This is a genomic window from Saccharococcus thermophilus (assembly GCF_011761475.1).
Taxonomy (GTDB): Bacteria; Bacillota; Bacilli; order Bacillales; family Anoxybacillaceae; genus Saccharococcus; species Saccharococcus thermophilus.
In genome coordinates this window covers 2,163,098-2,185,994 of record NZ_JAASRS010000001.1, presented here as the reverse complement: position 1 = coordinate 2,185,994, position 22,897 = coordinate 2,163,098, and the positions used below count along the sequence as shown (strand labels likewise).

Here is a 22,897-nt window from a genome sequence, read left to right as displayed (position 1 = left end):
CATTGTCGTTTGTTCACCTTCACGTTCGCAGCTGCTACAGCTTGCTGACAAGCCCGACGAAAATCAGCGATTTAGTCAAAAAGGCGAAAGAGTTGCAATTTTCCGCTCTTGCGTTGACGGATGAAAATGTATTGTATGGGGCGATTCCTTTTTATATCGAATGCAAACGCTACGGCATTCAGCCGATTATCGGAATGATCACAGACATTGCGCTGGAGGGGGAAAGCGCATATCCGCTCGTTTTATTAGCAAAAAATGAAACAGGTTACCGCCATTTAATGAAAATAAGCAGTACGATTCAAACAAAAACACAAGAAGGAATTCCAGAAAAATTCCTATGGCATTATCGCAATGGATTAATTGCGCTAACCCCAGGAAAAAGCGGGCAAATTGAAACATTGCTCGCTGATAACGAAATAGAAAAAGCAAAACAAGTGTTAGAACGGTATAAGCAAATATTTGGGACGGATGTTTATCTTTCGGTACAGCGCAGGGAACAGGAGCGCGAACCGTATGAAGCGGAGCTAATCCGTTTAGGAGAAGAAACTAGCACCCCGCTGGTGGCAACGAACGATGTCCAATATATCGAAAAAGAAGACGTGTTTGTGCAGCGCTGTTTATTGGCAATTAAACATGGAACGGAAATGAAAGAAGAAAAAAACGTTATCGGAGAACGATATTTCACATCGTCGGAGGAGATGGAACAGCGGTTTTCTGATTTGCCGGAGGCGCTAGCAAACAGCAAGAAAATCGCCGATCAATGCCATCTTCATCTCGAATTCGACACATTAAAACTGCCGAAATACCCGGTTCCGGAAAAGGAAAGCGCCGGCAGCTATTTGCGGCGGCTTTGCCTAAAAGGGCTAAATGAACGGGTTTCGTCCCCTTCCGATGTTTACAGAAAACGGCTTGAGTACGAACTCCATATCATCGAGCAAATGCATTTCAGCGATTATTTTTTGATCGTTTGGGATTTAATGAATTTCGCGCGCAAAAAAGGGATTACGACGGGACCGGGAAGGGGATCGGCGGCCGGATCGCTTGTTGCGTATACCCTTTATATTACCGATGTGGATCCGATCCAGTACGGCCTTCTTTTTGAACGTTTTTTAAACCCAGAACGGGTGTCGATGCCCGATATCGATATTGATTTTCCTGATGACCGCCGCGAAGAAGTGATCCAATATGTCGCCGCCAAATATGGACAACAGCATGTCGCGCAAATCATTACCTTTGGTACATTCGGCGCCAAAGCGGCTCTCCGCGATGTTGGCAAGGCGATGGGAATTCATTCGCAAGAGGTGGAACCTATCATCAAATCTATTCCGAATAAGCCGGGAGTAACGATTCAAGAAGTATATGAGCAATCCCCCGCTTTCCGTCAAGCGGTGCAAGCTTCTTCTTTATTACAAAAGTGGATGGCGACGGCGATGAAAATAGAAGGGTTGCCGCGTCATACATCCACCCATGCGGCTGGCGTGATTATCAGCAGCGAGCCGCTGGCGGAAATGATTCCGCTACAGCAAGGCCATGGCGAATGGTATTTAACGCAATATCCGATGGATGTGCTGGAGCGGCTTGGTTTGTTGAAAATGGATTTTCTCGGTTTGCGCACGTTAACATTCCTAGAACATATATGCCGCCTTATCGAGCGGCAAACAGGAAAATCGATAAACATCCGCTCGCTTCCGCTAGATGATCGGAAAACATACGAATTATTAAGCAATGGAGATACGAACGGCATTTTCCAATTAGAGTCGGAGGGAATGAAGCATGTACTAAGGGAGCTGAAACCGTCGCAGTTTGAAGATATCGTGGCTGTCAATGCGCTCTACCGTCCCGGTCCAATGAGTTATATTCCCGTTTATATCAAAAGAAAGCACGGCGAAGAACATGTTTCCTATCTTCATCCTGATTTGGAGCCCATTTTGGCGCCTACATACGGCGTTCTCATTTACCAAGAGCAAATTATGCAAATCGCCGCCAACATTGCCGGCTTTTCATTAGGAAAAGCGGATTTGCTGCGCCGCGCCGTTGCCAAAAAGAAAAAGGAGCTGCTTGACGAGCAACGCCGTGAATTCGTGCAAGGATGTCTCCAGAACGGCTATGAGGAAACTTTCGCTAATGAACTATACGATATGATCGTCCGTTTCGCCAACTACGGGTTTAATCGCAGCCATGCGGTCAGCTATGCCTTGCTTTCTTACCAGCTCGCCTATTTGAAGGCCCACTATCCCCTTTGTTTTTATGCTGCTCTATTGACGAGCGTCATCGGCGATGAGGAGAAACTGTCTTTGTACATTTATGAAGCAAGGCAAAAACAGACTACATTGCTGCCGCCTGCGATTAATCGCAGCCGCTACGCTTTTTCAGTAGAACAGGGAAAAATCCGCTATAGTTTAGCTGCCATTAAGCATGTCGGGACAGTCGCGGTCAAGGCAATTATTCAAGAACGGCAAAGAGGGGAATTTGCTGACTTTTTTGATTTCTGCGTGCGCCTATTTGGAAAAGGCATTAATCGAAAAACGATCGAGTCGCTTATTTTGTCAGGCTGTTTTGATGAGTTCGGAGTGGAAAGAGCGTCATTATTAGCAAGTGTGGATGTCGCGTTAGAGCACGCCCAGCTCATGGGCCCGTATATGGAAGAAGGTTTGCTTGCCGATTTGTCCTTAAAGCCAAAATATGTGGAAGCCCCTGCACTGTCGTTGGAAGAGAAGCTGGAGTATGAAAAAGAATTGCTCGGCGTGTACATTTCCCCGCATCCGACATCGGCGTATCAAAAGGCATTTCGCTTGGCTGGCGCCAAACCAATTTTGAGCGTATGCAAAAGCAAGGCGGGTTCCTTGACGAAGGTGGGTGTATATATTGCCGAAAAAAGAAAAACGCGGACGAAAAGGGGAGAAGAAATGGCTTTTTTCACTATTAGCGATGAGAGCGGGGAGATGGTTGCGGTAGCGTTTCCAGAAGTGTATTCTCGTTATTCTTCCGCTTTAGAGAAAGGAAACGTACAGCTATTGGAAGGAAAATTAGATGTCCGCGCCGGGAAGCCGCAGCTGGTGATTCGTCAAGTGCTTCCTCTTGATACGAAAGCACTTTATATAAAAATTCGCCCAGAACATATGGCCGCTGGGAAATTGTTTACTTTAAAAGCGTTATTGCGAAAATATCATGGAAACACTCCTGTTTTTCTTTATTACGAACAAGAGCAAAAGATGGTGAAATTGGCGGAAGAGTACAATGTCTCTTTAACCGATGAAAGCATAGCGGCGTTCAAGGAGCTCTTTGGGCATGAACATATTGTAGTAAAATAATTACTTCTTTACTATTTTGCGATTTTGTTATATCGTATAGACATTAGGTGGTCAGACCAGTGATGGGAATATGAGGAAAATATGGTTGCGATGGCATGTTAGGGAGGGATCACCGGTAAAAGACGCAAAAGTATATATCGAAACGTTGGAACAAATCCGCCAGATCATCCACGATGACGGGCTTGTCGCCGGCGATAAGCTTCCTTCTGAACGCGAATTATCAGAACGCCTGCAAGTTGGCCGCTCTTCGGTGCGCGAGGCGCTAAGGGCGCTCGAATTTCTGGGCTTAATTGAAACGCGGCGGGGGGAAGGAACGTACATTACAGACGTAGGCAATCATCAGTTCATTGACTTGCTCGGCACGTTTATTTTGCAAAATAAGCGGGCAAAAGAAGATTTGGCGGAAACGAAATGGCTTATAGAACAGCTTTGTCTGCAGCTTGCCTGCCAGCGTTGGCAAGAAAAAGATTTGGCGTGGCTTGAAAAAAACGTTCGACAAAAATCAATGAATTATGAGCTGTTTTTTCAGTGGGCGACAGCGGCGGCGCGCAACTATTTACTCGAACGAATTTGGCGTGTGCTGCACAGCTTTTCCGCCACGATCGGCGGCATTGTTTCATTGCCGGATGTATTTTATGAACAGATGCTAGAAGCATTGGCGAAGCGGGATGAGGCTGTTGTAACGGAAATGTGGAAAACATATGCGCAGCCTCCTTTGTCGAAAGAGAAATGACATCGTTTTACAAAAAATATGATTCATTTTCGATACAGTAGTACATAGAGTCAAAGTGAAGGAGGGAAATGCCTCATGTGGAAAGACATATTTATCAAAAAGAAGAAATATGCGTCGATTCCTTCCGAGCAAGTGAGGCACGAAGTTCCAGAGGGGATTATGACGAAATGTCCGAAATGCAAAAAAATTATGTATACAAAAGAATTGGTGAAAAATTTGCGTGTTTGCATGAGCTGCGGCTATCACCATACGATGCCGTCGCGGGAGCGAATTGATAGTTTGTTAGATGAAGGCAGCTTTCGCGAATATGACGCCGATATGATTTCCGTCAATCCGTTGCAGTTCCCGGGATATATGGAAAAGCTTGAAGAAGATCGCCGTAAATCAAACTTAAATGAAGCGGTTGTCACCGGGGAAGGCACGTTAAATGGACATCCACTGGTGATCGCCGTCATGGATTCGGCATTCCGGATGGGTAGCATGGGCTCTGTCGTCGGGGAAAAAATTACAAGGGCCATTGAAAAAGCGAGAGAACTCCACGTCCCGTTTCTTATTTTCACCGCTTCCGGCGGCGCGCGCATGCAGGAAGGGGTATTAAGTTTAATGCAGATGGCAAAAACGAGCGCGGCGTTAAAATTATTCAGCGATGAAGGCGGTCTGATTATTTCGGTGATGACGCACCCGACTACCGGGGGGGTATCGGCAAGCTTTGCTTCGCTTGGAGATTATAATTTTGCCGAACCGGGGGCGCTCATAGGCTTTGCTGGCCGCCGTGTGATTGAGCAAACGGTGCGCGAGGAGCTTCCTGAAGATTTTCAGACGGCGGAATTTTTGTTGAAACATGGCCAGCTAGATGCCGTCATTCACCGTCATGACCTAAAAGAGACGTTGACGACGGTGCTGGATATTCATCAAGGAGGAGGGGAACACGGATGGTGGCAGAGTTAGAGTTTGAAAAGCCGCTCATTGAATTGCGCAAAAAAATCAGCGAGTTAAAAGAGTTTACGAAAACCGCCGAGGTCGACTTTTCCGCGGAAATTGAAAAATTGGAAGCGCGCCTTGCCAAATTGGAAAACGATATATATTCGAACTTAACTCCGTGGGATCGTGTGCAAATCGCCCGTCATCCCCAGCGCCCGACAACACTTGACTACATCGCGCGGCTGTTTACGCATTTTTTAGAATGCCATGGGGACCGCTGCTTTGGCGATGACGAGGCGATTGTTGGCGGAATTGCCAAATACGATGGCTTGCCTGTGACGGTGATTGGCCACCAACGCGGAAAAGATACGAAAGAAAACATTCGCCGCAATTTCGGCATGCCGCATCCAGAAGGGTATCGCAAGGCATTGCGCCTCATGAAACAGGCGGAAAAATTCCAGCGCCCAATCATTTGTTTTATTGATACAAAAGGGGCCTATCCGGGAAAAGCAGCGGAGGAGCGCGGCCAAAGCGAAGCGATTGCCAGAAATTTGTTTGAAATGGCAGGGCTTACCGTGCCGATTGTTTGTGTTGTAATCGGCGAAGGTGGAAGCGGCGGTGCGCTGGCGCTTGGGGTTGGAAACCATATTCATATGCTTGAAAACTCGACGTACTCTGTCATTTCCCCGGAAGGGGCGGCGGCGATTTTATGGAAAGATGCGGCGCTTGCTCAGCGTGCGGCGGAAACGATGAAAATTACCGCGCGCGACCTAAAAGAACTAGGGGTGATTGATGAAATTATTCCAGAAGTTCGCGGCGGCGCCCATCGCGATGTCGATCAACAGGCGGCAGAGATCGATAAGGTGTTGAAGCGATCGCTACAGCAGCTCCTAAAGCTGGATGGCGAAACATTAGTCCAGCAGCGATATGAAAAATTTAAACAAATCGGGCAATTTGCGTTTTCCCGCGATGACCTTCGGGTAAGATAACAACAGGGCTGTCTCCGTCAAAGGGACAGCTTTGTTAATATTGCAAGCCGTTTTAACAAATATGTAACAGCTTGTCTATTGTGTTCTTCCCCACCTTCATGTTATTTTATAGATGTTAAAGTATTGTAGAGGTATGAGGTCAGACGTTTGTCAATAATGAATAAACGAGGTGACAACATGAAACGTATTGGTGTGTTAACAAGCGGCGGAGATTCGCCGGGCATGAATGCGGCTATTCGCGCCGTTGTGCGCAAAGCGATTTATCATGGTGTGGAAGTATTTGGAATTTATCATGGGTATGCTGGCTTGATTACTGGGAAAATTAAAAAATTAGAAGTGGGTGATGTCGGCGACATTATCCATCGTGGAGGTACAATACTATATACGGCGCGCTGTCCGGAATTTAAAACAGAAGAAGGCCAGCTGAAAGGAATTGAGCAATTGAAAAAGCATGGGATTGAAGGGCTGGTCGTCATCGGCGGTGACGGTTCCTATCAAGGCGCAAAAAAATTAACGGAGCACGGATTTCCATGTGTCGGAGTGCCGGGAACGATCGATAATGACATTCCTGGAACGGATTTTACCATTGGGTTTGATACGGCATTAAACACGGTGATTGACGCCATTGACAAGATCCGCGATACCGCAACATCGCACGAGCGGACATATGTGATTGAGGTAATGGGACGCCATGTCGGGGATATTGCGTTATGGTCCGGACTTGCCGGAGGAGCGGAAACGATTTTGATTCCAGAAGCAGAGTATGACATGGACGATATTATTGCGCGGCTAAAGCGCGGGCATGATCGCGGCAAAAAACATAGCATTATTATCGTTGCTGAAGGAGTTGGAAGCGGCGTTGAGTTCGGCAAGAAAATTCAAGAAGCAACGGGATTTGAGACGCGCGTTACGGTGTTAGGGCATGTGCAGCGTGGCGGTTCTCCAACCGCGTTTGACCGTGTGCTCGCCAGCCGTTTAGGTGCCCGGGCTGTCGAACTATTGCTAGAAGGAAAAGGCGGCCGTTGCGTTGGCATTCAAAACAATCAGCTTGTCGATCATGATATTGTCGAAGCATTGGCAAACAAGCATACCGTGGATCAAAGAATGTATATGTTGTCCAAAGAGCTATCCATTTAATTCCCCAGTGGAAAGGAAGAAGAAATGATGATGCGAAAAACGAAAATCGTCTGTACGATCGGTCCTGCCAGTGAGAGTGTAGACAAGCTCGTGCAGCTGATCGAAGCGGGGATGAATGTCGCGCGTTTAAATTTTTCGCATGGCGACCATATGGAACACGGACGGCGCATCCAAAACATTCGCGAAGCGGCGAAGCGAACGGGAAAAACGGTGGCGATTTTGTTAGATACAAAAGGTCCGGAAATCCGCACTCATGACATGGAAAACGGCGCTGTCGAATTAAAAGAAGGCTCGCAGCTCGTTATTTCGATGAAGGAAGTTCTCGGAACGTCGGAGAAAATTTCGGTGACCTATGAAGGATTGATTGACGATGTCGTCCCTGGTTCCAAAATTCTTTTAGATGATGGCTTAATCGGATTAGAAGTTGTTTCCATTGACAAGCAAGCGCGCGAAATTGTCACGAGAGTGCTCAATGAAGGCGTCTTAAAAAACAAAAAAGGGGTTAATGTACCGGGCGTTCGTCTCAACCTGCCGGGGATTACAGACAAAGATCGCCAAGACATTTTATTCGGCATCGAGCAAGGAATTGATTTTATCGCTGCTTCCTTTGTGCGGAGAGCTTCCGACGTATTGGAAATTCGCGAGGTGCTCGAGGCAAATGACGCGCTACATATTCAAATCATCGCCAAAATCGAAAATCAAGAAGGCGTTGATAATATTGACGAAATTTTGGAAGTCGTCGATGGATTGATGGTGGCGCGCGGCGACCTTGGCGTCGAAATCCCGGCAGAAGAAGTGCCATTGATCCAAAAAGTGCTCATTAAAAAATGCAACATGCTTGGCAAACCGGTTATTACGGCGACACAAATGCTCGATTCGATGCAGCGCAACCCAAGACCTACGAGAGCAGAAGCAAGCGATGTCGCCAATGCGATTTTCGACGGCACTGATGCGGTGATGCTATCTGGGGAAACAGCGGCAGGGCATTATCCAGTCGAAGCAGTAAAAACGATGCATCGAATTGCGCTGCGTACCGAACAGGCGTTGCAATACCGCGACATATTAGAGCAGCGGACAAAAGAAAGCGCAACGACGATTACCGATGCGATTGGACAATCGGTGGCGCATACGGCGCTAAACTTAGACGTGGCGGCGATTGTCACGCCAACCGTCAGTGGAAGAACGGCGTATATGGTATCGAAATATCGTCCGAAAGCCCCGATTGTCGCTGTTACTTCCAGCGAATCCGTATCGCGCAAATTAGCGCTTGTCTGGGGAGTATATTCGCAAGTGGCGCCACAAGCAAACACAACGGACGAAATGCTTGATATTGCCGTCGATGCTGCGATAAAATCAGGAGTAGTCAAACACGGTGATTTAGTCGTCATCACCGCGGGAGTTCCGGTTGGAGAAACGGGGTCGACGAACTTGATGAAAGTGCATGTGATCGGCGACATTATTGCAAAAGGGCAAGGCATCGGCCGCAAGTCGGCTTTCGGAAAAGCGGTAATTGCGAAAACGGCAGAAGAAGCGCTCCAAAAAATGGTAGAAGGCGGAATTTTAGTAACAAACAGTACCGATGCAGACATGATGGCGGCGTTAGAAAAAGCGGCGGCCATCATTACCGAGGAAGGCGGATTAACGAGCCATGCCGCCGTCGTTGGTCTAAGCCTTGGCATTCCGGTCGTTGTCGGTGTGGAAAATGCGACATCGATTTTAAAAGATGGGCAGGAAATTACGGTGGACGCCGGATTCGGCGCGATTTATCAAGGGCATGCGAGCGTGTTGTAAGGTATAATAAAAACAGAGAATTATTTCTCTGTTTTTATTTTTTCTTTCGAAAGGAAGATGGAGAAGCATGAAATGGATAGTCGGGATATTTATCGTGATTCCAGCCTTGGAGATCGCTCTGTTTATTCTTTCCGGCAAATTGATCGGGATATGGCCTACGCTTGCTTTCCTTATGCTAACGGGGATGATAGGAATATGGCTTGTGAAACAACAAGGACTGGCAGTGATCGAAAAAGCAAGACGGGAAGTGTCATACGGACGTCTTCCGAGTGAAGCGATTCTTGATGGGATTTGTGTGCTCATTGGCGGAGTGCTGTTGTTAACACCAGGCTTTTTTACCGATATACTTGGGGTGTTTCTTCTTCTTCCTTTTACGCGTGCGCTGATGAAACCGTATATCGCCCGCTGGCTGAAATCGTTTTTTCGCACTAAAACGTTTTTCCATTTTTATCGATTTTATCGATAAAAAGAGCCTTTCCTTTGTTCGAAAGGCTCTTTCTTTGCTGCATTTGTTTTGCAGGCTACGATGTCGGCTTTCCGATGATAAAATTCCAAATATCGCGAAATACGTTGGCGCTGTGCAGCGTCCGGATGATGACGAGCACAACCGGCCCTGCAATTAATCCGAGGAAACCAATTAATTTAAATCCGACAAATAATGCTACTAACGTAGCGAGCGGATCAAGGCCGATCGATGAGGAAAGCACTTTTGGCTCCATAATTTGCCGTTGGACAAGAACGACGATATAAAGCACACCCAACCCGATGGCAAACGGAATATCGCCGCTTACGGCCGTATAAATAATCCAAGGAACGAAGACAATACCCGTGCCTAAATACGGTAAAATGTCGACAAGCCCGATAATGAGGGCGATTGTAATCGCATAATCAACGCGAAGAATAAGCAAGCCGATTAAAACGATGACCGTCGTGATGGAAATCAGTGTCGCTTGCGCTTTAATAAAACCGAATAATGCTTTCTTTAAATCGCGAAATACCGTTTTTCCACTTCTGTGCGCTTTTGCTGGCAAAATCGTTTGGGCGATGCCTGTGAGCCGGCGCCAATCTTTGCTAATAAAAAACGTAGCCAACAGTGAGAAAATAAAAACGGTAGCTGCGTTCGGAAGCCAGGCGAGCAGTCGTGGGATGTTTTGCAACACGTGTTGAATAAATTGCCCGACGGTGGTGGTGATTTGTGTGCCCACGGCTTGAATATTATTCATAATCGTATTTTGCTGATCAGCGTCCAAATTTTTAAATAAGACCGCCAAATCTTGATAAAGAGGAATAATTTGCTGGGCAAAAAGTGTCTCGATATAGGCAACTAATGTTTGAAAATTCTCTGGTACGACATTGGCTAAGTATTGCGTTCCCGAAACGATTTCGGCAATCAGCAGCGTCACCAGACCGACCACGATCGCAAACAATACGACCAGTGTCACAATCACCGCCAGCCATCTTGGCATCTTTGCCTTTTCTTCAAGAAAGTCGACGAGCGGGTTGATTAAAAAGGCAATAAAAAATGCGATAATAAACGGATATGTAACGGTTGATACATAATATAAGGCAATAGCTCCAAAAACAACGACGGCGATGACAAACAAAAAACGAAGAAAACTATATACGTGATAGCGGGACAATGTTTCACCTCCGTACATTTTCCATATTTATATATTACATGTTTGCTTACGTATAAGCAAAGGGCAAGGTTTCATGTTGGAAAGGGCGAAATGAATAAGAAAGGAAGAACAACAATGAGCGAACCAGTATTGTTTTTGCTTATTTTATTGATCATCGGGTTTATTGCGAAAAACCAATCGCTAATAATTGCGGTGGCGGCATTGCTTATCATTAAAATGATCGGTCTGGAAGACAAATGGCTGCCTGCGATCCACGCAAAAGGGATTAATTGGGGAATTACGATCATTACGATTGCCGTGTTGGCACCGATTGCCACAGGGGAGATCGGCTTTAAGCAACTCACTGCTTCTTTGCAGTCGTTGTCGGCTTGGATTGCGCTTTTATCTGGAATTTTTGTCGCCTTAATCGCGAAGGGTGGAGTTACATTATTGTCGACAGATCCGCATATGACCGCCGCGCTTGTACTAGGAACGGTTATAGCTGTATCGCTCTTTCACGGTGTTGCCGTCGGTCCTCTTATCGGCGCGGGAATTGCTTACATGATTATGAAAATGGTAAAATATTTTTAAGGTAGGAAATTATTTTTTTGTGATAATATTTAAAAATAATGAGGATATTTCGATTCACAAAAGTCAGATAATTGTTTATAATATAAGCATAAGCCTACTTTATTTTTTAGGCGGGGAGATGGCTTGTCCTTTGTTCTATCAAAGGACGGTAAAATGTAAGCACTTTCGACTCCAATTTTTTGCTTCTATTTCGAGCAAGCGCTCACTCTTCTATATCGTTTGCAATGGGAGAAGGGAATTATTTTAAAGAAAAGGAGAGATCACGATGACAGTTACACGCGGTCTAGAAGGGGTTGTCGCAACCACTTCAAGCATCAGCTCCATTATTGATGACACGCTAACATATGTAGGCTATAATATTGATGATTTGGCAGAAAACGCTTCCTTTGAAGAAGTAGTTTATTTGCTTTGGCATCGTGAGCTTCCGACAAAAGAACAGTTGGAAGAACTAAAACAACAGTTAGCCGAAAATGCGGCTATTCCAAAAGAGATTATTGAACATTTTAAAATGTATCCAATCGATAAAGTTCATCCGATGGCGGCATTGCGGACGGCAGTTTCCATGTTGGGGCTTTACGATGAAGAAGCGGATGTAATGACAAAAGAAGCAAACTATCGTAAAGCGATTCGTCTGCAAGCGAAAATCCCTACTATTGTGACAGCGTTTGCTCGCGTCCGAAAAGGATTGGAGCCTGTCGAACCAAGAAAAGATTTAGGATTTGCGGCCAACTTCCTTTATATGTTAACTGGGAAAGAGCCAAATGAAATTGCCGTGGAAGCGTTTAATAAAGCGCTTGTATTGCATGCCGACCATGAATTAAACGCATCCACCTTTACAGCGCGCGTTTGTGTGGCGACATTATCTGACATTTACTCCGGCATTACGGCAGCGATTGGCGCGCTCAAAGGTCCGCTTCATGGCGGCGCAAACGAAGCAGTGATGAAAATGTTGAAGGAAATCGGAACGGTGGATAATGTCGAGCTATACATTCACAAGAAACTAGAAAATAAGGAAAAAATTATGGGATTTGGCCATCGTGTTTACCGTAAAGGCGATCCGCGTGCGAAGCATTTGAAAAAAATGTCGGAAAAACTAACGAAACTAGTTGGTGAACCACATTGGTATGAAATGTCGGCAAAAATTGAAGACATTGTTACTTCGGAAAAGGGGCTGCCGCCAAATGTTGATTTTTATTCGGCGTCGGTTTATCATTGCTTAGGAATTGACCATGACTTATTCACGCCGATTTTTGCAGTAAGCCGTATGTCAGGATGGCTCGCACATATTTTGGAACAATACGATAATAACCGTCTCATTCGCCCACGGGCAGAATATACCGGTCCGGCAAGACGGGCATACGTGCCGATTGAACAGCGCGGCTAATGATGTTGGGAATAAGGTGAGAAACAAGTTGACTTCTCACCTTTTTCATAAAAAACTTACAGTTGGGGGTTTTGATCGTGACGCAAGGGGAAAAAATTACGGTAACGAATGGTGTGTTGAATGTTCCAAACAACCCGATCATTCCATTTATTGAAGGGGATGGAACAGGACCGGACATTTGGGCAGCGGCATCCCGCGTGTTAGAAGCCGCGGTGGAAAAAGCGTATAAAGGCGAGAAAAAAATTGTTTGGAAAGAAGTGCTTGCCGGGGAAAAAGCGTATAAACTGACCGGAGAGTGGCTTCCGCAAGAAACGCTCGATACGATTCGCGAATACATAATTGCCATTAAAGGACCGTTAACGACGCCGGTTGGTGGAGGAATTCGCTCTTTAAACGTGGCGCTCCGCCAAGAATTGGATTTATTTGTGTGCTTGCGTCCAGTCCGTTATTTTAAAGGCGTGCCTTCGCCGGTAAAACGTCCGGAAGATACAGATATGGTAATTTTCCGCGAGAACACTGAAGATATTTATGCGGGAATTGAATACGCCAAAGGAACGCCAGAAGTGAAAAAAGTGATTGATTTCTTGCAAAATGAAATGGGCGTCCGCAAAATCCGCTTCCCAGAAACATCGGGCATCGGCATTAAGCCAATTTCCGAACAAGGAACAAAACGGTTAGTGCGCGCCGCCATTAACTATGCCATTGAACATGGCCGGAAATCGGTGACGCTTGTCCATAAAGGAAACATTATGAAGTTTACGGAAGGTGCGTTTAAAAATTGGGGCTATGAATTAGCGGAAGAAGAATTTGCTGACAAAGTATTTACATGGGCGCAATACGACCGCATCGTCGAAGCGGAAGGAAAAGAAGCGGCCAATAAAGCGCTTGCTGAAGCGGAAGAGTCCGGAAAAATCATTATTAAAGATGTCATTGCTGATATTTTCTTGCAACAAATTTTGACGCGTCCACGCGAATTTGATGTTGTTGCCACGATGAACTTAAACGGCGACTACATTTCTGATGCGCTCGCGGCACAAGTCGGTGGCATCGGTATCGCGCCAGGGGCAAACATCAACTATGAAACAGGACATGCTATTTTTGAAGCGACGCACGGAACCGCGCCAAAATATGCAGGTTTGGATAAAGTGAACCCGTCGTCCGTCATTTTATCCGGGGTAATGATGTTTGAACATCTTGGCTGGAATGAAGCAGCAAAATTGATTATTAAAGCGATGGAAAAAACGATCGCAGCCAAAATCGTCACCTACGATTTTGCCCGTCTGATGGACGATGCAACGGAAGTGAAATGCTCCGAATTTGCTGATGCGCTGATCCGCAATATGGAATAAATATAAGAGAGAGGATGAGGGAGCATGACAATGAAACGCAAAAAAATCTCCATCATCGGTGCGGGATTTACAGGTGCGACCACTGCGTTTATTTTAGCTCAAAAAGAATTAGGGGATATCGTCCTTGTCGATATTCCGCAGTTGGAAAACCCGACAAAAGGAAAGTCGCTTGATATGCTTGAATCCAGCCCGGTGCTGGGATTCGACGCAAATATTATCGGCACTTCTAACTATGAAGACACGGCTGAATCCGATGTCGTGATCATTACGGCAGGCATTGCGCGCAAGCCGGGCATGAGCCGCGATGATCTTGTCACTACGAACCAAAAAATTATGAAACAAGTAACAAAAGAAGTGGTGAAATATTCGCCAAACTGCTACATTATCGTCTTAACAAACCCTGTTGATGCGATGACTTACACGGTATTTAAAGAATCGGGATTCCCGAAAAACCGTGTCATCGGTCAATCTGGCGTATTGGATACCGCCCGCTTCCGCACGTTTGTCGCACAGGAATTAAACATTTCTGTAAAAGATGTGACCGGCTTTGTGTTGGGTGGACATGGTGACGATATGGTGCCGCTTGTTCGCTACTCATATGCCGGAGGCATTCCGCTTGAAAAATTAATTCCGAAAGACCGGCTTGATGCGATTGTCGAACGCACCCGCAAAGGCGGCGGCGAAATTGTGAACTTGCTTGGCAGCGGCAGCGCTTATTATGCACCAGCTGCTTCACTTGCCGAAATGGTGGAAGCCATTATTAAAGACCAACGCCGCATCCTTCCAGCGATCGCTTACCTTGAAGGCGAATACGGCTACGAAGGCATTTATTTAGGGGTGCCGACGATTTTAGGCGGCAATGGTATCGAAAAAGTGATCGAACTAGAGCTGACAGAAGAAGAAAAAGCAGCGCTTGCCAAATCAGTAGAATCCGTGAAAAGCGTCATGAGCGTATTAGAATAAAATAGGGGCAAAGACAAAAATTCGGGAGTCATCCCGAATTTTTGTCACCTATTGATTGAAAGCGCTTCCGAAAACAAAGGGGTGTTTGACATGCTGAAAAAGCGCAAACTTGGGAGAAATATATCGGAAATTTCGGTCGGGGAAAAATTAGTGATCAACGAGAAAATGGAAGATAAAGATTTGCTACTTTATCTCGGGCTGACGGATGATGCCAATCCGCTGTACATTCAGCATGATTACGCATCCCAGACGCCGCTGAAAAAGCCGATTGTTCCAGCAGTCATGTTAACGGGAATGATTACTTCGGCCATTTCAAAATATTTGCCAGGTCCGGGAAGCCATATTACTAACTGTAGTTGAGCAATTTTAATTACAATAATTACCATGTAAAAGAGACAAACAGGGTACCCCTTATGCCACGTGGAGCTGTTTTTTCACGGTATCAATGGGAATATTTTGTTTCGCTGCACGGTAAATGAACTCCACGAGGCTATGTCCTTTTCTCTTGCGCAGAAGATCGAGCCCATCAGAAAAATCGCTGTTCGACTCGAACATGCTGTACACGTAAGCAAGCTGCACCAAGATCCAGTAGCGTTTCACCGCCCGACGTCCGCGAACGCGGTATCCATCGAGTTTCAGCTGGTCTTTCGCTTGACGGAAAAAACATTCGATCGACCAACGCTGGGCATAGTAGCGCAAGATCTCTTCATCGCTTAGATCCCGGTCGGTGCTCAAGACGCAGTGAAGATGTTCCGATGTCATCGGCTGATCGGCTTTCCAAGCGAGCAGCACCACGGCATCATCGAGACCTTTGAGAGAGCCTTCGTAGCGATAAACCCGATAACGCTCTTCTCCCACCGTGACGAGGTGAGTGTCTTTCGGTTCGATGTAGCGGGCAAACTCCCTCACCTGAACCGCAATGCCTTTTGGATAAAGAAGCCGATTGGCCTTGAGCATTGCGATTACGTGGAATCCCTTTTTCAGACAAGCTTCCACGAGCGTTTGCGATGGATACCAAGAGTCCATCAGCACATAAACAGGACGGTGTACATCCAAAGAAGAAAGCATCTCGATCGCGAGTTCCCCCTTGCTTTTCCCAGCCGCCTTGTCGTAGAGGCGGAACGCAAAGGGAAAAGCCTGGGTCATCGTATGAACCATGAGCCAAACGAGAGAATGTCCCCAGATCGACTTTTTCTCTGTGTGAGAATAGTGCCAATCACACCCTTGAATGGCGTGCGTTGCCTGTGACGAAGGCTTGGTTTTTTGGCAAATCGTATCATCGATCGAAACAAAAAGGGGTTGACTCTCCTGTTTGGCGATGCGTTCGACACGACGAAGCATCCACTGTTGAAGTTTGCGAAGCAGCGTCTCTTCATCCCAAGGGCTTTTCGTGAAAAAATGGCTGAGTGTCGTGCGGTGGTTCGGATGAAAGCTCCAATGATGAAGATCGGTCAATGTTCCCGCAAATCCTTTGGTGGTCAGCGCATCCACGATATGAACGAGATGCTTCATGACAGGTTTTGAAAAATAAAGGGCCAACCCCAACATCGTGAAAAACTTGTGGATTCCTTGATGATGTGCTAATCTATTCATGAGACATGAACCTCCTTGTGAATAGTTTTGGTGACACATCTATTCTAATCAAGGAATCGGGTTCATGTCTCTTTTTTTGTTTGGTTGTAAATTTATGTTAGCGAATTTGCTCATCTACAGTTACTAAGCAGGAAATCCATTTTCTGAAGCCAGTCTATCATTACGAGCAATTACAGTTTTTATTTGAGGTAACAGAAGTAAATGAAGATGATCATATCATTGCGATTTCCGTGAAAGCGACGCGGAACGAAGAAAAAGTGCTCGAAGGGGTGTTGTCCGTCTGTCCGCCGTATGTCTTATCTCCGCTCGATGGCCGGGTGTTAGAAAATTTTTAAATGAAAAACCGTCTGCTTCATAAGGCGGTTTTTTTTAGTTTTATGGTATGATAAACATGGATAAACTTAATTCTAAATAGCAGAGCGGAGGAGAAGGATGGGCAAAAAAGTGTTAGTTGTCGACGACGAACAATCGATTGTCACGCTGTTAACATACAATTTGGAACAAGCAGGATTTACGGTCGTGACGGCAAATGATGGCGAGGAAGCGATCGAGAAAGTAGCTAGTGAACAGCCGGCGTTAATCATTTTGGACTTGATGCTTCCAAAGCTCGACGGGGTCGAAGTGTGCAAACAATTGCGACAGCAAAAAGTGATGACACCGATTTTAATGTTGACGGCGAAAGACGACGAATTCGACAAAGTGCTCGGGCTCGAGCTTGGCGCAGATGACTACATGACCAAGCCGTTTAGCCCCCGTGAAGTCATCGCGCGGGTGAAGGCGATCTTGCGGCGCACGCAGCTTTCCAATCCTGCCGAGGAAGACGATGAACGAATCGTCATTGGTGAATTAGAAATTTTCCCAGACAGCTATGAAGCATATTTTGATGGAAAGCAGCTCGAGCTTACTCCGAAAGAATTTGAGTTGCTTCTTTATCTAGCCAAAAATAAAGGCCGGGTGTTAACGAGAGATCAACTGCTTAGCGCGGTATGGAATTATGATTTTGCCGGCGATACTCGTATTGTCGATGTTCATATTAGCCATTTGCGGGAAAAAATTGAACATGATACGAAAAAACCTTTATATATTAAAACGATACGGGGGCTTGGATATAAATTAGAGGAGCCAAAACGGAATGACTAGTTTCCGCACACGTCTGTTGTTCTGGATGGTGACATTGATTGTCACGGTATTGATATGCCTTGGATTTTTGCTTGGGCAATTATTTAAAGACTTTTATGTGGAAACGATGAATGAACGGCTGGAAAAAGAAGCAAAAGCGGTTGCCATTTTGCTAAAAAATGAATCATTGGCGCAAATTCGCCCCGATTTACAAGAAATGAGCGCAGAGCTGTCCTCGCGCATCACGATATTAAACCGCAATGAAAAAGTGCTGTTTGACACCGGGCATGTTGCCGATATTAGCGATCAAGTTCATGAACAGATTATTCACGGCATTTTGCACAAAAAACGATTTCATCAGTTTTCAATCGTCGAAAAAACGAATGATGTGTATTATTATATTGTTCCTTACACAAAAGAAGGAACAAACGCAGGATATGTCATTTTAAGCTCTCCGACCAATTCGTTGAAAAAGGTGAATCAGCAAATTTGGGGAGTGTTAATCAGCAGTCTAGGCACCGCGCTCATTGTCATTATTTTGCTCGGATTGAAAATTGCCAATCAATATATGAGGCCGATCGAAGCGGCAACAGAAGTAGCTGTTGAGCTGGCAAAAGGAAATTATGAAGCAAGAGTGCCAAACGGGGAATACAATGAAGCAGGGATGCTCGTTCAATCCATTAACCGGCTTGCCCGCAATTTGCAGGAAATCAGCAAATCTCGGGAAATGCAAACCGATCGCCTTCATACACTGATTGAAAACGTCGGAAGCGGGCTTATTTTGATTGACAGCCGCGGCTACATTAATTTAATCAACCGCGCCTTTAAGGAATGCTTTCATATTCAATCATCCAATTATTTGTACCGGCCGTATACGGAAGCATTTGCTCATAAAGAAATCGTCCAGCTTGTGAATGAAATTTTTATTAAAGAGACAAAAATTCGCAAACAGTTGCTACTGACGATTGGCATCGAGCGAAAGCATTTTGAAGTGTACGGCGCCCCGATTATTGGTACGAATGACGAATGGCAAGGCATTGTGCTCGTTTTCCATGATATTACCGAGCTAAAAAGGCTGGAGCAAGTCCGGAAAGATTTTGTCGCTAACGTTTCTCATGAGTTAAAAACGCCGATTACCTCAATTAAGGGATTTACCGAAACGCTTCTTGACGGGGCGATGAAAGATGAGCAGGCGCTGCAGCATTTTTTGTCGATTATTTTAAAAGAAAGCGAACGTCTGCAAACATTAGTGCAAGAGTTGCTTGATTTATCGAAAATTGAGCAGCACGGGTTTCAGCTTCAGATGGAAACGGTCGATTTAGCAGCGGTGTTAAAAGAAACGGCCACGATCTTTCAAAGCAAAGCGGAAGAAAAAGAAATCGATTTTTATTGGCAAGTTCCTGCTGCGGCATATATAAAAGGTGATGTCAACCGACTGAAACAAATTTTCATTAATTTGATTACAAACGCGTTGACGTATACGCCAAAAGGTGGAAAAGTGGAGGCCGTCATTGAGGAACAAGCGGAGGAAATTCTTCTTCACGTCAAAGATACAGGCATTGGCATTGAGGAAAAAGAGATCCCGCGTATCTTCGAACGCTTTTACCGGGTCGATAAAGCGCGCAGCCGCAACTCGGGCGGAACGGGTTTAGGACTGGCGATTGTCAAACATTTAGTGGAAGCGCACCACGGCTACATTACGGTCAAAAGCAAAGTCGGGCATGGTACGACCTTTACGGTGCATTTTCCAAAGCGATTCCAAAAGTAAACGAGAACGAAAAAACGTTCTCGTTTTTTTATTTATAGAGGCAATCATGGTACAATAGGAACAAGAGTGCTAGAGGAGGGAATACGTTGAAAAAGAAACTAGTATTGATTGATGGAAACAGCGTTGCCTATCGCGCTTTTTTTGCGCTGCCGCTTTTACATAACGATAAAGGGATTCATACGAATGCCGTATATGGCTTTACGATGATGCTGATGAAAATTTTGGAAGAAGAAAAACCGACGCATATGCTTGTTGCCTTTGATGCCGGGAAAACGACGTTCCGCCACAAAACGTTTACCGAATATAAAGGAGGGCGGCAGCAAACGCCTCCGGAATTATCGGAGCAATTTCCGCTGCTTAGAGAGCTGCTTCAGGCATACCAAATCCGCTCCTATGAACTAGAAAATTATGAAGCGGACGATATTATCGGCACGCTGTCGGCAAAGGCCGAAAAAGAAGGATTTGAGGTCAAAGTGATCTCTGGCGACCGCGATTTGACACAGCTTGTCTCTGATCATGTGACGGTAGACATTACGAAAAAAGGCATTACCGATGTCGAATCATATACGCCGAAAACAGTGCAGGAGAAATATGGACTGACACCGGAACAAATTATTGATTTAAAAGGATTAATGGGCGACAAATCCGATAATATTCCAGGAGTGCCTGGCATTGGCGAGAAAACGGCGGTAAAGCTGTTAAAACAATTCGGTTCGGTGGAAAACATATTGGCTTCCACTGAGCAAATAAATGGCAACAAACTAAAGGAAAATTTAGAGAAATACCGCGATTTGGCGCTGATGAGCAAGCAGCTGGCGACCATTTCCCGCGACGCGCCGGTCGAGCTTTCATTGGAAGATATCGAATACCACGGACAAGATGCCGATAAGGTTGTCGCCTTATTTAAAGAGCTTGGGTTTAATTCTCTCCTTAACAAGGTAGCTCCGCAAACGAAAAAAGAGGAAGCTGTACTGCCAAACATCGATTATACGATCGTTGAGGAAGTGAGCGAGTCGATACTTGCCGATCGGTCGTCGCTCGTTGTCGAGGTTTTGGAATCCAATTACCATAAGGCGCCGATTTTAGGGTTTGCGCTAGCGAATGAGCACGGTCATTTCTTTATTCGCACCGATACCGCCTTGTCGTCGCCGTTATTTACCGCTTGGCTCGAAGATGAAACAAAGAAAAAAAGCGTTTTTGACGGGAAGCGGGCGATCGTTGCGCTAAAATGGAAAGGTATCGAGCTGCGTGGAATTGAGTTTGATTTATTAATCGCCTCGTATTTATTAAATCCATCACAATCGACAGAAGATGTCGCTTCGGTGGCAAAAACGAAGCAATATATGGCTGTGCAATCCGATGAGACGGTATACGGCAAGGGCGCTAAACAAACCGTACCAGACGAAAACGTGCTGGCCGAGCATCTTGTTCGCAAAGCGGCGGCAATCCGCGCTTTAGAGAAAGAGTTTATACAAGATTTGCAAGAAAATGAACAATATGCTTTATTTACCGATTTGGAATTGCCGCTGTCTTCGATTCTCGCTGAGATGGAATTTACCGGCGTAAAAGTCGATGTCGAGCGCTTAAAAGAAATGGGCGAAGAATTGACAGAACAGCTCCATGCAGTGGAGCAGGAAATTTATGAACTGGCGGGACAAGAGTTTAACATTAATTCGCCAAAACAATTGGGAGTTATTTTATTTGAAAAGCTGCAGCTACCTGTATTGAAAAAAACGAAAACAGGATATTCCACATCGGCGGATGTATTAGAGAAACTGGCGCCGCAGCACGAAATTGTCGAGAAAATTTTGCATTACCGCCAGTTAGGAAAGCTGCAGTCCACCTATATTGAAGGATTGCTAAAAGTGGTGCATCGCGACACCCACAAAGTGCACACCATTTTTAATCAGGCGCTGACGCAAACAGGGCGGTTAAGTTCCACGGAACCGAACTTGCAAAACATTCCGATTCGTTTAGAGGAAGGGCGGAAAATTCGCCAGGCGTTCGTGCCGTCCAAGCCGGACTGGGTTATTTTTTCCGCCGATTATTCGCAAATCGAGCTGCGCGTGCTTGCCCACATTGCCAATGATGAAAATTTAATCGATGCGTTTCGACACGATTTAGACATTCATACAAAAACGGCGATGGATATTTTCCACGTCACAGCCGATGAAGTGACGCCAAACATGCGCAGGCAGGCGAAAGCGGTGAACTTTGGCATCGTTTACGGCATCAGCGATTATGGCCTGTCGCAAAATTTAAATATTCCAAGAAAAGAGGCAGCGGAATTTATCCGCCGGTATTTTGAAATTTTTCCGGGTGTTAAGCAGTATATGGAAAACATCGTCCAAGAAGCGAAACAAAAAGGATATGTCACGACGCTATTGCACCGCCGCCGCTATTTGCCGGACATTACGAGCCGAAACTTCAACCTGCGCAGCTTTGCCGAGCGGACGGCAATGAATACGCCGATTCAAGGAAGCGCCGCCGATATTATTAAAAAGGCGATGATTGATTTGGCGGACCGTCTAAAGCAAGAAAAACTGCAAGCGCGGATGCTTCTGCAAGTGCATGACGAATTGATTTTGGAAGCGCCGAAAGAAGAAGTGGAACGGTTGCAGCAAATCGTTCCTGAAGTGATGGAAAACGCGATACAATTAAAAGTGCCGCTTAAAGTCGATTATCATTATGGACCAACATGGTATGACGCAAAGTAAAAGGAAGGGATAACGGATGCCGGAACTGCCGGAAGTGGAAATAATTCGCCGCACTCTCATTCCGTTAACCGTTGGCAAAACGATCGAAGAAGTGCAAGTGTTTTGGCCAAAGATCGTTCAATATCCAGCGGATGTGACGGAATTTGCCGAAACGCTCAAAGGACAAACGATCCATGATGTGGAGCGGCGAGGGAAATTTTTAAAATTGATGCTCGATACACATGTGCTCATTTCCCATTTGCGCATGGAAGGGCGCTATGTGGTTTGGCGCAAGGAAGACCCTATCGAACCGCATACCCATGTTATTTTCCGCTTTACCGATGGCACAGAACTTCGCTATCGCGATGTAAGAAAGTTTGGGACGATGCATCTTTATCGAAAAGGAGAAGAAGATGCCCGGCTGCCTTTGTCCCAGCTAGGCCCTGAACCGTTTTCTGAAACATTTACCGCAAACTTTCTTGCAAAACGGCTGCGAAAAACGAACCGTACGATCAAAACGGTACTTCTTGACCAAACGGTTGTCGTTGGGCTCGGCAACATTTATGTAGATGAGTCACTATTCCGTGCTGGAATCCACCCTGAACGTATCGCGTCGTCATTAACCGATGAGGAAGTTGCGCGCTTACATCGCGAAATGGTGACAATATTACAAGAAGCGATCGAAAAAGGAGGAAGCACGGTAAGGTCGTACGTCAACACACAAGGAGAAAGCGGAACGTTTCAACTGCAGCTATTCGTGTACGGGCGAAAAGGAGAACCGTGCAAACGCTGCGGGCAACCGATTCAAAAAACGGTTGTCGCCGGACGCGGCACCCATTATTGCCCGAGTTGCCAACGATAATAAGTGGGAATGACTCGATCATAGAAATAAAAAATGCAAGGAGACAAATCGATGCGCTCTTCTGGTGCTTT

Annotated in this window: 17 protein-coding genes and 1 pseudogene; 16 read left to right on the top strand and 2 right to left on the bottom strand. The window is 45.7% G+C overall.

All coding sequences use genetic code 11. The annotated features are described in order from the left end of the window. Window positions 1–2 precede the first annotated feature (2 nt). From dnaE to BDD39_RS11315, 7 genes are all read left to right on the top strand, one after another. Window positions 3–3,311 (top strand): DNA polymerase III subunit alpha, encoded by a 3,309-nt coding sequence (gene dnaE, locus BDD39_RS11345; protein ID WP_166910722.1) that lies wholly within the window; start codon window positions 3–5, stop codon window positions 3,309–3,311. A gap of 85 nt (window positions 3,312–3,396) precedes the next feature. Further along, on the top strand, window positions 3,397–4,044 hold the full coding sequence (locus BDD39_RS11340; protein ID WP_279587943.1) for a FadR/GntR family transcriptional regulator: 648 nt from the start codon (window positions 3,397–3,399) through the stop codon (window positions 4,042–4,044). A 75-nt stretch (window positions 4,045–4,119) separates the two neighbouring features. Then, window positions 4,120–4,992 (top strand): acetyl-CoA carboxylase, carboxyltransferase subunit beta, encoded by an 873-nt coding sequence (gene accD, locus BDD39_RS11335; RefSeq protein ID WP_166910718.1) that lies wholly within the window; start codon window positions 4,120–4,122, stop codon window positions 4,990–4,992. Next, a complete protein-coding gene (accA, locus tag BDD39_RS11330) occupies window positions 4,977–5,954 on the top strand; it encodes an acetyl-CoA carboxylase carboxyl transferase subunit alpha (RefSeq protein WP_166910716.1) in 978 nt (325 codons plus the stop codon). Before accD ends, accA begins: the two co-directional genes overlap by 16 nt. Before the next feature lie 177 nt (window positions 5,955–6,131). Continuing rightward, the gene (pfkA, locus tag BDD39_RS11325) at window positions 6,132–7,091 is read left to right on the top strand and encodes a 6-phosphofructokinase (protein WP_166910714.1); all 960 of its coding nucleotides are present in this window, start codon (window positions 6,132–6,134) and stop codon (window positions 7,089–7,091) included. A gap of 27 nt (window positions 7,092–7,118) precedes the next feature. Further along, entirely contained in the window at window positions 7,119–8,882 is a 1,764-nt protein-coding gene (gene pyk, locus BDD39_RS11320) for a pyruvate kinase (protein ID WP_166910712.1), read from the top strand. 67 nt (window positions 8,883–8,949) lie between these two features. Next, window positions 8,950–9,348, top strand: coding sequence for an FxsA family protein (locus tag BDD39_RS11315; RefSeq protein ID WP_166910709.1), 399 nt, complete (start codon window positions 8,950–8,952; stop codon window positions 9,346–9,348). Window positions 9,349–9,403: 55 nt separating this feature from the next. Here the strand turns inward: BDD39_RS11315 and ytvI are convergent, their stop codons facing one another. Next, on the bottom strand, window positions 9,404–10,522 hold the full coding sequence (gene ytvI, locus BDD39_RS11310) for a sporulation integral membrane protein YtvI (protein WP_166910707.1): 1,119 nt from the start codon (window positions 10,520–10,522) through the stop codon (window positions 9,404–9,406). Window positions 10,523–10,636: 114 nt separating this feature from the next. On the opposite strand from ytvI, the gene BDD39_RS11305 reads away from it, so the two are divergent. From BDD39_RS11305 to BDD39_RS11285, 5 genes and pseudogenes are all read left to right on the top strand, one after another. Beyond that, window positions 10,637–11,092 carry a DUF441 domain-containing protein gene (locus tag BDD39_RS11305; protein ID WP_166910705.1) on the top strand — a complete coding sequence of 152 codons (456 nt, stop codon included), beginning with the start codon at window positions 10,637–10,639 and terminating at the stop codon, window positions 11,090–11,092. A gap of 265 nt (window positions 11,093–11,357) precedes the next feature. Beyond that, window positions 11,358–12,476: a citrate synthase gene (gene citZ, locus BDD39_RS11300; RefSeq protein ID WP_166910703.1), complete on the top strand. Its 1,119-nt coding sequence runs from the start codon at window positions 11,358–11,360 to the stop codon at window positions 12,474–12,476. 77 nt (window positions 12,477–12,553) lie between these two features. Next, window positions 12,554–13,825: an NADP-dependent isocitrate dehydrogenase gene (icd, locus tag BDD39_RS11295; protein ID WP_166910701.1), complete on the top strand. Its 1,272-nt coding sequence runs from the start codon at window positions 12,554–12,556 to the stop codon at window positions 13,823–13,825. A gap of 24 nt (window positions 13,826–13,849) precedes the next feature. Then, window positions 13,850–14,788, top strand: a complete 939-nt coding sequence (gene mdh, locus BDD39_RS11290; protein WP_166910689.1) for a malate dehydrogenase — start codon at window positions 13,850–13,852, stop codon at window positions 14,786–14,788. 90 nt (window positions 14,789–14,878) lie between these two features. Then, window positions 14,879–15,136 (top strand): annotated as a pseudogene (locus tag BDD39_RS11285) (hotdog family protein); the annotation flags it as partial. A 63-nt stretch (window positions 15,137–15,199) separates the two neighbouring features. On the opposite strand, the gene BDD39_RS11280 reads toward BDD39_RS11285, so the two are convergent. Beyond that, window positions 15,200–16,381, bottom strand: a complete 1,182-nt coding sequence (locus BDD39_RS11280; RefSeq protein ID WP_166907872.1) for an IS701 family transposase — start codon at window positions 16,379–16,381, stop codon at window positions 15,200–15,202. Between the two features lie 432 nt (window positions 16,382–16,813). Between BDD39_RS11280 and BDD39_RS11275 the strand changes: the two genes are divergently transcribed. The 4 genes from BDD39_RS11275 to mutM all read left to right on the top strand — a co-directional run bounded on the left by BDD39_RS11275 (window position 16,814) and on the right by mutM (window position 22,826). Next, the gene (locus tag BDD39_RS11275; RefSeq protein WP_166910687.1) at window positions 16,814–17,521 is read left to right on the top strand and encodes a response regulator transcription factor; all 708 of its coding nucleotides are present in this window, start codon (window positions 16,814–16,816) and stop codon (window positions 17,519–17,521) included. After that, window positions 17,514–19,268 (top strand): two-component system histidine kinase PnpS, encoded by a 1,755-nt coding sequence (pnpS, locus tag BDD39_RS11270; protein WP_166910685.1) that lies wholly within the window; start codon window positions 17,514–17,516, stop codon window positions 19,266–19,268. The genes BDD39_RS11275 and pnpS overlap by 8 nt, the downstream gene beginning before the upstream one ends. 86 nt (window positions 19,269–19,354) lie before the next feature. Continuing rightward, on the top strand, window positions 19,355–21,985 hold the full coding sequence (polA, locus tag BDD39_RS11265) for a DNA polymerase I (RefSeq protein WP_166910683.1): 2,631 nt from the start codon (window positions 19,355–19,357) through the stop codon (window positions 21,983–21,985). Window positions 21,986–22,001: 16 nt separating this feature from the next. Next, on the top strand, window positions 22,002–22,826 hold the full coding sequence (mutM, locus tag BDD39_RS11260; RefSeq protein WP_166910681.1) for a DNA-formamidopyrimidine glycosylase: 825 nt from the start codon (window positions 22,002–22,004) through the stop codon (window positions 22,824–22,826). Window positions 22,827–22,897: the final 71 nt, after the last annotated feature.